The sequence below is a fragment of the Streptomyces sp. HPF1205 genome (genome assembly GCF_020400825.1).
Classification (GTDB): Bacteria; Actinomycetota; Actinomycetes; order Streptomycetales; family Streptomycetaceae; genus Actinacidiphila.
This window is the reverse complement of sequence record NZ_JAINVH010000019.1, coordinates 130,499-145,291: the sequence shown is the minus strand read 5'-3', so window position 1 is coordinate 145,291 and position 14,793 is coordinate 130,499. Positions and strand designations below refer to the sequence as shown.

The window sequence follows — 14,793 nt, the reverse complement described above, 5'->3', positions numbered from 1 at the left end:
GCTGAAGCCGCGGATCGTGATCATGACGGACATCACGTCGGCGAACTGGGAACCGGACGACATGGAGTCGCTGATCCACATCCTGGCCAGCGCCGACATGTACGAGATCGACGGGATCATCTCGACGACCGGCTGGAGTCTGGACGGCAGCAGCCCGCTGCAGACCTACCACATCAACGATGTGATCAACGCGTATGCCAAGGACCTGCCGAACCTGATGAAGCGCAGTGGGCAGACCGGGTTCCTGGCCGACGAGACGCATCAGCGGATCGGGTACTGGCCCAGCCCGGACCACCTGCGCAGCCTGGTCAAGGAGGGCCTGGACGTCCGCGGCATGGGAGCGGTCGGCGCCGGCAAGGACTCCGCGGGCAGCAACCAGGTCATCAGCGTGGTCGACCAGGCCGACACCCGTCCGGTGTGGATGACGTTCTGGGGCAGCGGCAACACCCTGGCCCAGGCGCTGTGGCACGTGCAGAACACCCGCTCGGCCGCCGACCTGAACACCTTCATTTCAAAGATCCGCGTGTACGCCATCACCGACCAGGACCGCGGATACACCGGTGAGGGCTACTCCAACAGCTCCCAGTTCTGGATGCGCAAGACCTTCCCGAACCTGTTCTACATCTGGTCCGAGACCGCCTGGGGCGAGTACGGCTCCAAGATCAAGAGCAGCTACTGGTCGCAGTACACCTCCCACATCCAGGGCCGCGGCGCACTGGGCGGGATGTACCCGACGTGGAAGTACATCGTCGAGGGCGACTCTCCCAGCTGGCTGCAGCTGTGGCCCGGCCTGAACGACCCGCAGGACCCCAGCCAGTACGGCTTCGGCGGCCGGTTCGTCTACGGCACCGGCCCGGACGGGCAGACCAAGGCCTACGTCGACAACTCCGGAGACGCCGCCAACCAGAGCCGCGCCGCCGTCGACAACACCCTGCAGGACCAGACGAACAACTTCATCTCCCGCATCGACTGGGCCACCAACGGCTCCGGCAACCGCAACCCCAATGTGGTCGTCAACGGTGACTCCGGCTACGCCCCGCTCACCGTCAACGCCACCGCCGGCAGCACCCTCACCCTCAGTGCCGACGGCACCACCGACCCCGACGGCAACAACGTCGCCTACGGCTGGACCCACGACACCGGATCCGGCTACTCCGGCACCGTCAACCTCACCAACGCGGGCAGCCGCTCGGTGAGCGTACAGATCCCGTCCAACGCCGGGGGCCAGACCATCGACATCGTCCTGCGCGCGGTCGACAACGGCAGCCCCGCGCTCGCCACCTACCGCCGCGTCCTCATCAAGGTCGGCTGACCGCGTACAGCGGACCGAGACGGTCGCCGACGTCGTCGGCGACCGTCGACGCGCGTGGCTGCCGCGGTCGGGCCCGAAACTCGCGAGGCCCTACCCGTTACAGGCTTCGGCCGCTCGGTCAGGCATGGACCTTGACTATCTCTGGGTGATTTGTCCAGTATTGATTACTGATTGTAGTTCCCGTGTCGTTGACGACACGATCCTGAACGCCCGTCGTGCGCTACGGACGGCCGCGCTGCTCGTAACGATTTCGGCAAGGCGCACACTTCCCTGGCCTTCGGTCGCGACCAAGCGGCGCCGCTGTCAACCGTTTCCAGGTCCGGTCCTGCGGTTCGGCGAAACCGCCCCTCGGGTGACCGTGCCGAAGTGATTGACACCCCAGTCACCCCCACTTAACATCGCCGCATGTCTGATCAAGGCCGCATAGAAATGCAAAGCACGGTCGAGCCGACCTACGGCGCCGGCATCTGGCACTTCGCCACGTACGTGGACCGGTACGCCACGGACGGGTACGGCGAACCCCGGACGGTGCTCGACGCGATCAAGCTGGCCGGCAAGGTCCAGGACCTGTCGGTCGTCGACCTGAACTGGCCCTTCCCGCCGGGCGGCATCAGCACCGCCGAGGTGAGGGACGCCCTGGCCGAGGAGGGGCTGCGCCCCATCGCGGTGACGCCGGAGTTCTACACGGGCAGGTTCGCCAAGGGCGGCTTCACCAACCCCGACCCCGCCGTCCGGCGGGAGGCCATCGACCTGGTGGCCGCGAGCGCCGAGGTCGGCCGTGAGCTGGGCGTCGACTACGTCAAGCTGTGGCCCGGCCAGGACGGCTACGACTACCCGTTCCAGGCCGACTACACCGACCTGTGGGAGAAGTCGGTCGGCGCCGTACGGGAGCTCGCCCAGCGGTTCCCGGACATGAGGTTCGCGATCGAGTACAAGCCCCGCGAGCCGCGCAACCGGATGGTCTTCTCCTCCGTCGCCCGCACCCTGCTGGCGATCGAGGACATGGGCGTGGAGAACGTCGGGGTCCTGCTCGACTTCGGGCACTCCCTGTACGGCGGGGAGACACCCGCCGAGGCCGCCCGCATGGCCATCAACCGGAACAAGCTCTTCGCGATCGACGTGAACGACAACTTCCGCGGGTGGGACGACGACATGGTCGTCGGATCGGTCCACCTGATGGAGACCTTCGAGTTCTTCTTCGCGCTGCACGACGCGGACTGGACGGGTGTCTGGCAGCTCGACCAGTTCCCGTTCCGTGAGGACCCCGTGGAGGCCGCCCGGACCGGCATCCGCACCATGCGGGCCTTCCACCGCGCACTGGCCTACCTGGACCGCGAGGAACTCGCTTCCGCGCAGGGCCGCCAGGACGCCCTCGCGGCTCAGCGCATCGCCAAGAGGGCCCTGTACCGGGCACTCGCGGAGAGCGAAACCGACTGAGCGAGCGGTTCGCACACAACGGGGAATCACTACCGGCCGCACCCATGCGCCGGCGTACGCACCTACAAGAGGGTTGTCGTGACAACTGTCCAGGAATCGCATGACGGCTGGGACGCGGGACGTGGCCGATGGTTCACGCTCGGCCGCGTCAGCCTCGTCGCGCTCGCGCTGCTGGTCATCGCGATCGCGGCCACGACCACATACCGCTCGGCAGGCTCCACCACCACCGACGGTCCGGCGGCCTTCGACGCCGCGAAGTACGGGGCGGCCACCTATCGGTCGAAGGTCGTGCCGGCCATCGACAAGCGCGCGGTCGACATCGTCACGCTGCAGCGCGCGATAGCCGCCGACAGCAACGCGGCCGGCGCCCGGTACGGCACACGCGAGGGCACCAGCCCGTACAGCTACGCCGTCAAGCTGACGGGAACCGCCGGCGTGGTGACCAGCGGACTGCTCGCCGTCACCGTGCCCGGCATCGACAAGGCGCGGGTCAGTGTCCAGGTCGGCCCGGCCGTCAACGGCACCTCCCTGCGGGACGCGGCGGGCTTCATCAAGTTCGGCCAGTTCACCAACCAGGTCGACTACGCCGACGCGGGCACCGCGCTGAACAACCAGATGAAGTCCGCGGTGCTGGCCCACCTCGACGCCGCCGCCCTCAAGGGCAAGAAGATCACCGTCGTGGGGGCCATGACTCCGCTGACCGGCGACGTCCTGACGGTGACCCCGGTGTCGATACAGGCGGCGTCATGACGACGGCCGCTGTCGGGGAAGCGCCCGCCGCGCCGGTACTGCGGGCGGTCGAGGTCACCAAGGTCTACGGCGGCACACACGCGCTCAAGGGCGTGTCCCTGGACATCGCCCCCGGCCGCGTCACCGTGCTGTTCGGCGAGAACGGCGCCGGCAAGTCGACACTGATGAAGATCCTCAGCGCCGTCGAGTCGCCGACGACCGGACTGATCGAACTCGACGGCGAGGTGGTCCGCTTCGGCAGCGCCCGGGACGCCGCCGACCGCGGCATCTCGATCATCCACCAGGAACTGAGCCTGTGCGCGAACCTGAGCATCCAGGACAACCTCTTCCTGGGCCGGGAACGCACCCGGCGCGGCGTCGTCGTGGACCGCGCGGCGCAGCGCGAGCTCGCCCGGAAGGTGCTGCGGCGCCTGGACGGGTCGATCGAGGTGTCCACCCCCGTCGGCGAGCTGCGCCTGGGACAGCAGCAGCTCGTGGAGATCGCCCGCGCGCTGCTGCAGAACGCCCGGGTCCTGATCATGGACGAGCCGACCTCGGCGCTCAGCGCCCCGGAGGTCGAGATCCTCTTCAAGGTCATCCGGGAACTGACGGCGGAAGGGGTCGCCGTCGTCTACATCTCCCACCACCTGGAAGAAGCCCTCGACATCGCCGACGACGTGGCCGTGCTGCGTGACGGCTCCATGGTGGCCGCCGCCCGGGCCGACGACGTCGACCTGGCCTGGGTGGTCCGTACGATGGTCGGCCGCGAGCAGGACGGGCTGTTCCCCACCCGGGAGACCGAAACCGGGGCGGTGGCACTGGAGACCGTCGAACTGTCGGTGGCCGACCCCTCGAACCCCGAACGCCTCGCCGTCGACACGGTCTCCCTCAGCGTCCGCGCGGGCGAGACCGTCGGTATCTACGGGCTGATGGGCAGTGGCCGCACCGAACTCCTGGAGTGCCTGGCCGGGCGGCTCCCCGCCGCCGCGGGCAAGGTGTACCTCCACGGCAGCCCGGTGACGGGCAACGTACGACGGCGGATACGGGCGGGCCTGGCGCTCGTCCCCGAGGACCGGCAGCGCGACGGCCTGGTGCAGACCATGTCCGTGGGTCAGAACCTGTCCCTGGCGGCGCTGTCCCGGTTCGTCAGGCGGCTGGTCGTCGCCCGCGCGGACGAGCGTTCCGCCGTCACCTCCATGATCGGCGACGTGACCGTCAAGACCTCCGGACCCGACGCCCCCATCGGCTCGCTCAGCGGAGGCAACCAGCAGAAGGTCGTCATCGGGAAGATGCTGATGACCGGCCCCCGGGTCCTGCTGCTCGACGAGCCGTCGCGCGGCGTCGACGTCGGCGCGAAGGCGGACGTCTTCGCACTGATGGCACGGCAGGCCGAACGCGGCCTGGCCGTCGTGTTCACCACTTCCGAGGCAGAAGAGGCGCTGCACATCCCCGACCGGCTCCTCGTCCTGGTCCGCGGCCGGCTGGTGGCCGACCTGCGCCCCGGCGAGGTCACCCGCGACCGGCTGATGAGTCTCGCCGACGGCGCCGACGGCGCCGAATCCACTGAAAAGGCTCACGATGACTGACACCACAACCGACGACCACGCGGCCATCGAGGCGCAGCGCCGCCGGGCCGCCGTCCAGGCCAGGCGGCTGAAGACCCTCGACTCGATCTTCGAACTGCGGGCGTTCATCGCCCTGGGCGTCCTCATCGTCGTCTTCAGCCTGCTGTCCGGCTCGTTCCTCACCGCCGACAACATGATCACGATGACGAAGCACGTCGCCATCAACGCCGTCCTGGCGCTCGGCATGCTGCTGGTCATCCTCAAGGGCGGCATCGACCTGTCCGTCGGCTCCAGCGTCGGACTGTCCGGCGTCATCGCGGGCGAGCTGCTCAAAGGCGTCCACGTCGGCAGCTTCGTCGCCTACCCGCAGGTGTGGGCCGTGGTCGTCCTGTGCATGGCGATGGGCACCCTGGTCGGCCTGATCAACGGCTTCCTGGTCACCAGGATGAACGTCGCCCCGTTCATCGCCACGCTCGGCATGATGTACGTGGCCCGGGGCGCCGCGCTGCTGATATCCGACGGCACCACGTACCCCAATCTCGCGGGCGACCCCCGCAACCACAACACCGGCTTCGGCTGGATCGGCTCCGGGCGCCCGCTGGGCCTGCCGGTCGCCGTCTGGATCATGATCGTCCTGGCGGCCGTGGTGGCGGTCGTGCTGCGCTCCACACCGTACGGACGCTGGCTGTACGCCACCGGCGGCAACGAACGCGCCGCGGAGCTGACCGGCGTGCCGGTGCAGCGGGTGAAGACGACCGTCTACATGATCTCGGGCGCCTGCGCGGCCCTGTCCGGCATCATCATCGCCTCGGAACTGACCTCCGCGGCCCCGCAGGCCGGTGAGAGCTTCGAACTGAACGCCATCGCGGCCGTCGTCATCGGCGGCGCGGCCCTCACCGGCGGCCGCGGCAACGTCCGCGGCACCCTCGTCGGCGCCTTCGTCATCGGCTTCCTCGCCGACGGCCTGGTCATCGTGGGGGTCTCCACCTTCTGGCAGACGTTCATCAAGGGCGCCGTGATCATCGTCGCGGTCATCCTCGATCAGAGCCAGCAGCGGTTCAAGAAGCGCGGCGTCGCGGCATCCGCGGCGGCCGTCGCCACCGAGCCCGCCGAGAACCAACCGGTCAAGGTCGCCTCGGGCGCCTGAAACGGCCCGCGCCCCCACCGCGGGGCCCGGCGGTCGACCGACCGCCTTCCTCCACCTTCCGCCCGTCCCGGCCGGGGTCACGCCGGAAACCCTTCCGGTCCCCGCGCCCGGTTCGCCATGCCCGAAAACACCCAGGAGGTACCCATGTCCCCTCTCAGAGCACCCGCTTTCCGCGCGACCGCCGCCGCACTGCTGTGCGCCATGACGCTGACGGTGTCCGCCTGCAGCTCGTCCAGCGGCTCGTCGAAGGCCTCGCCGAGCGCCTCGGGCAGCGGGCAGCAGTCCGGCAGCCACGCCAAGAGCAACCTGATCGCCATCATCACCCCCTCTCCTGACAACCCGTTCTTCAAGGCCGAGGCGGACGCCGCGAAGCAGAAGGCGGAAAGCCTGGGCTACCAGACGTCGGTCGCCTCGCACGACGACGACCCCAACAAGCAGAGCGAGCTCATCGACGCCGCCATCTCCCGCAAGGCCGCGGCCATCATCCTCGACAACGCCGGCGCCGACGCCTCGATCGGCGCGGTGCAGAAGGCGACGGACGCCGGCATCCCGGTGTTCCTGATCGACCGCGAGATCAACAAGCTCGGGGTCGCCAAGGCCCAGATCGTCTCGAACAACTCCCAGGGCGCCCAGATCGCCGCCCAGGCGTTCGTGACCGCGATGAAGGAGAAGGGCAACTACGTCGAGCTCACCGGAAAGGAGTCCGACACCAACGCGGGCGTGCGCTCCAAGGGATACGGCGACGTCATCTCCCAGTACCCGGACATGAAGAAGGTGGCGCAGCAGACCGCCAACTGGGACCAGCAGGAGGCCTTCACCAAGATGGAGACCATCCTGCAGAAGAACTCGAACATCCAGGGCGTGATCGCCGGCAACGACACCATGGCGCTCGGAGCCGTCGCCGCCCTGAAGAGCGCGCACAAGACCGGCGTCGTCGTGGTGGGCTTCGACGGCAGCCCCGACGCCATCGCCCAGATCAAGGCGGGCACCATGGTGGCCACCGCCCTCCAGCCGGCCGCCCTGGGCGCTCAGACGGCCGTCGCACAGGCCGACAAGTTCATCAAGACCGGCAGCACCGGCCAGCCGGAGAAGCAGACGATCGACTGCGTGCTGGTGAACAAGGACAACGCCGACAAGTTCAACAACTTCGCGCAGATCTCCTGAACGACCCGGCCCCGGGGAGGCGGCGCGGGAACCCCTCGCCGCCTCCCCGGCCGCACGGATAAACTTCACGCCTATACTGCGGCGCCGGATTGCCGCGGTACGAGAAGACAAGGGTAAGCCGTTGGTCCTCGCGTCGACTCCCAGCGCCGACCATCTGCGGCTGCTGGTGAAAGTGGCCCGGATGTACCACGAGCGCGGAATGCGCCAGCCGGAGATCGCGGCCCACTTGAGCATGTCCCAGCCGCGGGTCTCGCGCCTGCTGAAGGAAGCGGTGGACCGCGACGTCGTGCGCACCGTCGTGGTCTCTCCCGACGGCGTCCACGCCGAACTCGAGGACGCCCTGGTGGAGCAGTACGGCCTGCGGGACGCCGTCGTCGTCGACACCGAGGGTGTGGGCACGGACGTCATCCCCGCGCTGGCCGCGGCGACGGCCACGTACCTCGATGCCACGCTCAAGGGCGGGGACGTCATCGGGATCTCCTCGTGGAGCGCCACCCTGCTGGAATCCGTGAACGTGATGCGCGCCAAGACGACACCGGTCGCCGAGGAGGTCGTGCAGATCGTCGGCGGGTCCGGAAGCCCCGAGGTGCAGCTGCACGCCACCCGCCTGACCAGCAGGCTCGCGGAGCTCACGGGGGCCAGGCCGGTGTTCGCGCCCTCCGCCGCACTGGTCGGCAGCCGGGAGCTGCGGGACCTGCTGTGGCAGGAGCCGGCCGTGGCCGCGGTGGTCAAGGCCTGGTCCAGGCTCACCATGGCACTGGTCGGCATCGGCACCCTGGAGCCCTCACCGCTGCTGCTGCGCTCCGGCAACGCCATCGCGCCCGAGGACCAGCGTCAGCTGGAGACCCTCGGGGCGGTCGGCGACGTCTGCACGCGGTACTTCGACGCCGAGGGCAGGCCCGTCAAGGCCGACTTCGACGACCACATCATCGGGATCTCCCCCGAGCAGCTGCGCGCGGTGGAGCGGCGCATCGGCGTCGCCGGGGGCCAGTCGAAGATCGCCGCGATCCGCGGTGCGGCGCTCGGCGGCTGGATCAACATACTCGTCACCGACGTCGAGGTCGCCCGCGCCCTGGTCAGCCGCGGCTGACCGCCTCCGCGCCCGGCCCGTCCCCTCGGGGCACCACCGGGCGCGGCGGCACGTCACGCGTCGTGGCAGATGTACACCGCGGGGGCGCCCTCGGCCCACGGGATCGGATCGTCGGCGGCTTCACGCCGGCCCTCGGCCAGCAGTTCCCCGCTGCGGGGGTCGACGATCCGGTACGCGCGGGGGATCAGGTCGGCGCCGTCCTGCCGGAACTGCACCGGCCCCCCGTTCTCGCAGTAGCTGACGTACAGCACGCCGGGGACGAGCAGGCCCCGCGGGACGAGGGCCGGCTCCCAGCTGGGCCGCATGTCCGTCAGCGGCAGGCCCGCCAGGATACGGCCGACGAGCCCGACGTACACCGAGCCCTCGTAGTCCAGTGCCTCGCGCCAGCCCGCGCCCGGCCCGGCGAAGAAGGGCTCCTGCCCTTTCTCGTGCGGGTGCAGGAGCCACTGCCACAGGCTTCCGGCGCCGTAGACGACGCCCATGGTCCCGCCGGCGCACAGGTTGCTCCACGCCTCGTGCCCCTGCCACCAGCCCTCGGCCTTGCCGCGGCGCCCGGAGTGCTCGTAGGTGGGTTCGCCGTTGGCGACACCCTTCGCCGGCAGGTTGCGCCACAGGTCGGCGACGCGCTCGGGTACGTGCTCGCCGCGGTGGCCGGTCTGGCACCACTGGAAGTCCAGCCAGTCCGCGTCCTGGTGGGCGCGCGAGGTCGAGTCCGGCTGGTAATGGATGCCGCAGGGCTGCCCGTAGGCGTCCCACTCCTGGATCTCCCGGCCGGCGGCCTCGACCTGCGGTTCCTCGCCCGTACCGTCCGCGCCGACGAGCCAGATCGCCGGGGCGGCGCCGTATCGGGCGACGAGGTAGCGGCAGTAGCGCGCGTACCCCCGCGGCGGGACGACCTTGCCGGCCGCCCGCAGGCCCTTCCAGCCCCAGCCCTGGAAGACCGGCTGCAGCACCGGGACGATCCCGTGCTCGCCGAGGATCGCGAGCAGCCGGTCGAGCCGCTGGAAGTAGACGGGGACGAGGTCGTCGAGGCGGCCGGCCGGCAGGTCCTCGAAGGCGACGTCGAACCCCTCGTCGGCGGTGCGGTCGCGCGGGCCGCGCGCGTCCATGTCCGGCTGGACGCTCATCATCAGCGCCGCGTTGAAGCCCTTGGCGTGCCGGTCGGCGGCGTAGACGCGGGCCTGTTCCTCGGTGGCGCGCCAGGGCAGCGCCCAGGCGGTGTCCGCGACCAGGAGCGAAGGCGTCCCGTCGGCGTGCACGAGGCTGCGCCCGCCCGGCGACATCCGCCAGAACCCGTGCCGCCGGAACACGTCGCCGTCCTCCTGGACGCCCTCCACCGTCACCCGGCCCTCCACGCCGGCGAGCCCCGCGTCGCCGACCGACGCGGCGCTGCGCCAGGTCCACGTACCGTCGGACAGGGGCGAGGCGAAGCGCAGCCGCCAGACGCGCCCGCCGTCCCAGAACGCGGGGCGGCGCAGCCGCAGCCCGGAGGAGTGGGTGAAGTCGGCCCACACCTCCACCTCGCGGTAGGGGTCGGGGTGCTCGGACTCGGCGGTGAGGGTCACTTCGACCTGCTGCCATGCCGGGGCCTGGGCTGTGTGCATGAGTTGCGTTCCTCTGCTCGCGTGTGGTGGTACGGCTGCGGGGGCCGGGCGGAAGCGCCCGCCCCGCAGCCCGGGGGAGCGATCGTGTCAGGGCTCGTCCACGAGGCGGCGCCCGGTGTCGAGATCGGTGATCAGCGTGGTGATCCACCGGCCGCGCACCGCGGCGCGGACGGCGGCGTACTTCCGGGCACCGCCCGCGGCGGCGATCCTGCGCGGGACGGCGCGCAACTGGTCGGCCGAGATGCCGATGGTGCGCTCGCCCAGGCCCGCGTCGACGGGGGCTCCACCGGCGTCGAAGAAGCGCTGGCAGATGTCCCCGACCGCGCCCAGCGCGCGCAGCCTGGCCAGCTCCTCCTCCGGTACCGCGTTCCCCGACAGCCGCAGCAGCGGGGACGGCTCCACGCTCCCGATGCCGACCACGACGGAGGTCAGCCGCTGCCAGGCGTGGCCGACCTCCTGGAAGAAGGGGTCGCTGAGCAGGGACGCCCGCGCCTCGGCCGACCCGACCAGGGCCGGCGACCGCACGAACAGGGGAGTGGCGCCCACCAGGCCCGCGAGCCGGGCGGTCAGCCGGGTCGCCTGCACCTGGCCGCGGGCGTCACCTATGCCGCCCATCAGCTGCACGATCCGGCCGCCGACCGGTTGCTTGAGCGGCTGCATGGCGTCCACCGCCGCCAGCAGCGTCTCGCTCCACGTCGACACCCCGATGCGGTCGCCCGCGCGGAAGGCCGTTCCGAGGTAGCTCGCGGCGGCCGAGCCGAGGGCGCGCATCATCAGCACCGGGTGGTCCAGAAGGTCGTCGCTCTCCGTGATGACCACATCGGTGAGCCGGTACTTGGCGGCGACGGCGTCCTCCAGCTCGCTGTGGATGCCGTCCGGCGACACCACCACCGTGCGGACGATGCCGAGGTCGCCGGCCGCGCGCAGCAGGCGGGAGACACCCGCCTGGGACAGGTTGAGCTGCCGTGCGATCTGGTTCTGCCGCAGACCTTGCTCGTGGTAGAGGCGGGCGACGCGCACGATCAGCCGGAGCCTGTCCACCTGCTCGCGGCCGGCGACGTCGTGGCCTTGGGACATGCGGTGCACCTCGCTGAGGCTCGCGACGGACGGTGCCTCGCCGGCGGTACGGGGCGAGGACCGCGTTCCGGTCATGAGGTCTCTCCCGCGTCCCCGGGCCGGGCACGTGCGCGCCGGACGGCGTCGTGCCAGGCCGCGACACGAGTGCGGTTGTCCGCCCGGGAACGCAGGGGCCGGTACACGTCGCTGTCGCGGTGCATCCCGGCGAGCTGGAGGCCGGTGAACATCCCTCGCGCGCGGCCGGCCAGGTGGGCGGCGCCCAGGGCCGACATCGCGCGGGCGGTGGGGCGCTCGACCACCCGCTGGGAGGTGTCGGCCTGCAACTGCATGAGGGTCGCGTTGGCGGTCGGGCCGCCGTCGGCCAGGATCACCGACACCGGTCCCGTGACGTCGTCCACGGCCGCGACCACGTCCTCGACCTGGAAGGCGACGGACTCCAGCGCCGCCCGGGCCAGCTCGGGCAGTCCCGTCGCGAACGACAGGCCGCTGACGACGCCCTGCGCGTCGTTGTCCCACCAGGGCGCGGCCAGTCCACCGAAGGCCGGCACCACATGGACCCCGCCCGCGTCCGGCGCGGCCAGCGCGGCCAGTTCGCCCTCCGGACGGCCGGCCACCTGGGCCAGCCAGCGCAGCGTGGCGCCGGAGGAGCGGATGTTGCCCTCCACCGCGTACGCGGGCTGTCCGTCGTCCCACGCGACGGTCAGGCACAGCCGGCTGTCCTTGGCCGCGGCCCCCGGGTCGGCGACGAGACCCATGATGGACGAGCCCGTACCGTAGGTGGCCTTCACCCGGCCCGGCACGAACACGCCGTGACCGAACAGGGCCGCGTGCGAGTCGCCGAGGACCGCCGCCACCGGTGTGCCGTCCGGCACCGGCGCGAAACCGCGCACCGGCGGGAACGGGCCGGTGGATGCGGTGACCTGCGGCAGCACCTGCTCCGGGACACCGAACAGCGCCAGCAGCTGCGGGTCCCACCGCCGGCTGCGGACGTCGAGCAGTTGGGTGCGCGCGGCGTTTCCGACCTCGATGACGTGGGCCGCGCCGCCGCTGAGCCGCCACACGAGCCAGGAGTCGACCGTGCCCAGGCACAGTTCACCGCGTTTTGCGCGCAGTCCGCCGGGATCGTGCGCGTCCAGCAGCCACCGCGCCTTGAGGGCGCTGAACATCGGATCCAGCGGCAGACCGGTCACGGCCCGCACGTGCGGCCCGGCGCCCTCCTCCAGGAGACGGCCGCACATGCCGGCCGTACGGCGGTCCTGCCACCCCAGCAGCGGCCCGACCGGCCTTCCGGTGGCCCGGTCCCACAGCATGACCGACTCGCGCTGGGTGCTCAGCCCCAGCCCGGCGATCCGCCAGGGCGGGCCCTGCGCCACACACGCGCGCACCGCCTCCTGGACGCTGCGCCAGATGTCGACGGGGGACTGCTCCACCCACCCCGGCCGGGGGTGCGATGCCGCGAGCGGCGCCGACGCGGCGGCCACCACCGCGCCGCCGGCGTCGACGAGAACTGCCTTCGTGGCGGACGTCCCCTGGTCGATCGCCAGGAGCAGGTCCGGACCGTGCTGAGGTGTGCCGCTCATGTGCCCGCGGACTCCAGTACGTCGACGACCGCCATGTGGATACCGTCGGCCGTCAGACCGAAGTGGTTGAGCAGGAAGGCCGTGTCACCGGTCGGTGCGAATCCGGTGACGCCCAGCAGCCGCATCGGCACGGGGTGCCGCTGGCTGACGACCGAGGCCACCGCGGCGCCCAGACCGCCGCTGAGCGTGGCCTCCTCCACCGTCACGATGCCGCGGGTCTCGACGGCCGCGCGTACCACGGTGTCCTCGTCGAGCGGGTCGACGAACGGGCAGTTGATCACACGGGTCGAGATGCCCTCTGCCGCCAGGACGTCGGCGGCCTGCAGGGCGCGGCTGACCATCGTGCCTATGGCGATGACCGTGACGTCGCCGCCCTCCCGCAGGGTCACGGCACGGCCGGGTGCGAAGGGTGCGTCGGAGGGAATGGCATCGGGGACCTTGAAGCGCGGAATGCGCAGGTAGCAGGGGCCGTCGGCGGCATATGCCCACCGTATCGCGGCGCGGGTCTGGGCCCGGTCGGTCGGCACGATCACCGGGAGGTCGGCGATCGCGCGCAGCCACGACAGATCCTCCACCGAGTGGTGGGTGGGGCCCAGTTCGCCGTAGGCCATGCCCGGGCTCTGCCCGCACAGGATCACCTTGTGGCCGCTGTAGGCGCAGTCGGCCTTGATCTGCTCCAGGGCGCGGCCGGTCAGGAAGGGCCCCGCCGCGGACACGAAGGGGATCATGCCGCCGTTGGCCAGCCCCGCGCCCACGCCGACGAGGTCCTGCTCGGCGATGCCCACGTTGATGAGGCGGTCGGGGAACTCACGGCGGAAGTCGACCAGGTTGCTGGAGCCGACCGAGTCGTTGCACACCGCCACGACGCGTTCGTCCGCCCGGGCGAGGGCGATCAGCTCCTCGGCGAACACCTGCCGGCAGTCGTACGAGGGGGCGGCCACGGGCACGGAGGTACTGGTCACCGGGACAGCTCCTTGATCGCGGCACGCACCTGCTCGGACGTGGGCACCTTGTGATGCCACTCGACCCGGTCCTCCATGAACGACACTCCCTTGCCCTTGATCGTGTTGGCCACCACGGCGACGGGACGGCCCGTGGTGGACGGCTCGAACGCTGTCAGGAGCGCGGCGTGGTCGTGCCCGTTCACGGTCCTGACCTCCCAGCCGAACGCCGCCCACTTCGCGTCGAGCGGCTCCAGCGCCTTGGTCTCCTCCGTACGGGCGCCCTGCTGCAGCCGGTTGCGGTCCACGACGGCGGTCAGCGAGGACAGGCCGTAGTGGCCGGCCGTCATCGCGGCCTCCCAGTTGCTGCCCTCCTGCATCTCACCGTCGCCCAGCACCACCACGGTCCGGCTGCCGGAACCACGCAGCCGGGCGGCGAGCGCACAGCCCACCGCGACGGGGAAGCCGTGGCCGAGCGGACCGGTGTTGGTCTCCACACCCGGGACCTTCCGCCGGTTGGGATGCCCGTTGAGTGGAGAAAGCGGCGCCATGAAGGAGCCGAGCTCCGCCTCGGGGAAGTAGCCGCACCAGGCGAGCGTCGAGTACAGGGCGGCGGCGCAGTGCCCCTTGCTCAGGATGAACCGGTCGCGGTCCGGTGCCTGCGGATGCTCCGGGTCGACGTCCAGCACCGCGCCGAACAGCGTCACCAGGATGTCGGTGACGGACAGATCGCCCCCGACATGGCCGAGCTGCGCCGCGTCGATCATGCGAATGATCTTGATGCGGATCTCGGCCGACGTCGACTCCAGCCGGCGGACGACCTCGTCCCGCCCGCCGTCGCGCAAGGCCCGCCGTGCATCGCGGTACCGCGCCGCGGCCGGGATGTCTGCAGTGAGCATTGAATATCCATTCAGCATTGAATTGTTTTGTGGCAGTGATGCTGTGGCACGACGGTGCGGCTTGTCAAGGCGCTGCGGGAAGGTGTGCTGAATATCCATTCATCTGTGAAGAACTATTGATGAGGGCGGGTCGGCTCGTCAGGATGACCGTCGATGTCCGGGGAGCCGGTCGTGAGCTCCCCGCACGTCCCCGGGGCCAGGGCCGGTGACCGGGCTCACCCCTCGGCCGAACGGCACCCGAGCCCCGG

12 protein-coding genes are annotated in these 14,793 nt (G+C 70.8%); 7 read left to right on the top strand and 5 right to left on the bottom strand.

The window, feature by feature from the left end; genetic code table 11:
• From K7G61_RS22220 to K7G61_RS22190, 7 genes are all read left to right on the top strand, one after another.
• A partial coding sequence (locus K7G61_RS22220; protein WP_225848678.1) for a DUF1593 domain-containing protein occupies positions 1–1,312 on the top strand: 1,312 nt, incomplete at its 5' end.
• A 405-nt stretch (positions 1,313–1,717) separates the two neighbouring features.
• Positions 1,718–2,749 (top strand): TIM barrel protein, encoded by a 1,032-nt coding sequence (locus K7G61_RS22215; RefSeq protein ID WP_225848677.1) that lies wholly within the window; start codon positions 1,718–1,720, stop codon positions 2,747–2,749.
• Between the two features lie 78 nt (positions 2,750–2,827).
• Positions 2,828–3,499, top strand: a complete 672-nt coding sequence (locus tag K7G61_RS22210) for a DUF2291 family protein (RefSeq protein WP_225848676.1) — start codon at positions 2,828–2,830, stop codon at positions 3,497–3,499.
• Entirely contained in the window at positions 3,496–5,064 is a 1,569-nt protein-coding gene (locus tag K7G61_RS22205; RefSeq protein WP_225848675.1) for a sugar ABC transporter ATP-binding protein, read from the top strand. Before K7G61_RS22210 ends, K7G61_RS22205 begins: the two co-directional genes overlap by 4 nt.
• Positions 5,057–6,190 carry an ABC transporter permease gene (locus K7G61_RS22200; RefSeq protein ID WP_225848674.1) on the top strand — a complete coding sequence of 378 codons (1,134 nt, stop codon included), beginning with the start codon at positions 5,057–5,059 and terminating at the stop codon, positions 6,188–6,190. Before K7G61_RS22205 ends, K7G61_RS22200 begins: the two co-directional genes overlap by 8 nt.
• Positions 6,191–6,334: 144 nt before the next feature.
• The gene (locus K7G61_RS22195) at positions 6,335–7,354 is read left to right on the top strand and encodes a D-ribose ABC transporter substrate-binding protein (protein ID WP_225848673.1); all 1,020 of its coding nucleotides are present in this window, start codon (positions 6,335–6,337) and stop codon (positions 7,352–7,354) included.
• Positions 7,355–7,475: 121 nt separating this feature from the next.
• The gene (locus K7G61_RS22190; protein ID WP_225848672.1) at positions 7,476–8,444 is read left to right on the top strand and encodes a sugar-binding transcriptional regulator; all 969 of its coding nucleotides are present in this window, start codon (positions 7,476–7,478) and stop codon (positions 8,442–8,444) included.
• A 53-nt stretch (positions 8,445–8,497) separates the two neighbouring features.
• Here K7G61_RS22190 and K7G61_RS22185 read toward each other — a convergent pair whose 3' ends face one another.
• The 5 genes from K7G61_RS22185 to K7G61_RS22165 form a co-directional block, all read right to left on the bottom strand.
• Positions 8,498–10,048, bottom strand: coding sequence for a DUF4038 domain-containing protein (locus K7G61_RS22185; RefSeq protein ID WP_225848671.1), 1,551 nt, complete (start codon positions 10,046–10,048; stop codon positions 8,498–8,500).
• A gap of 87 nt (positions 10,049–10,135) precedes the next feature.
• Complete coding sequence (locus K7G61_RS22180; RefSeq protein WP_225848670.1) at positions 10,136–11,200, bottom strand: sugar-binding transcriptional regulator; 1,065 nt, start codon at positions 11,198–11,200, stop codon at positions 10,136–10,138.
• Positions 11,197–12,705 (bottom strand): FGGY family carbohydrate kinase, encoded by a 1,509-nt coding sequence (locus K7G61_RS22175; protein ID WP_225848669.1) that lies wholly within the window; start codon positions 12,703–12,705, stop codon positions 11,197–11,199. The genes K7G61_RS22180 and K7G61_RS22175 overlap by 4 nt, the downstream gene beginning before the upstream one ends.
• The gene (locus K7G61_RS37015) at positions 12,702–13,667 is read right to left on the bottom strand and encodes a transketolase family protein (protein WP_225848668.1); all 966 of its coding nucleotides are present in this window, start codon (positions 13,665–13,667) and stop codon (positions 12,702–12,704) included. The genes K7G61_RS22175 and K7G61_RS37015 overlap by 4 nt, the downstream gene beginning before the upstream one ends.
• Positions 13,664–14,545, bottom strand: a complete 882-nt coding sequence (locus K7G61_RS22165; RefSeq protein ID WP_225848667.1) for a transketolase — start codon at positions 14,543–14,545, stop codon at positions 13,664–13,666. The genes K7G61_RS37015 and K7G61_RS22165 overlap by 4 nt, the downstream gene beginning before the upstream one ends.
• Between the last annotated feature and the right edge of the window lie 248 nt (positions 14,546–14,793).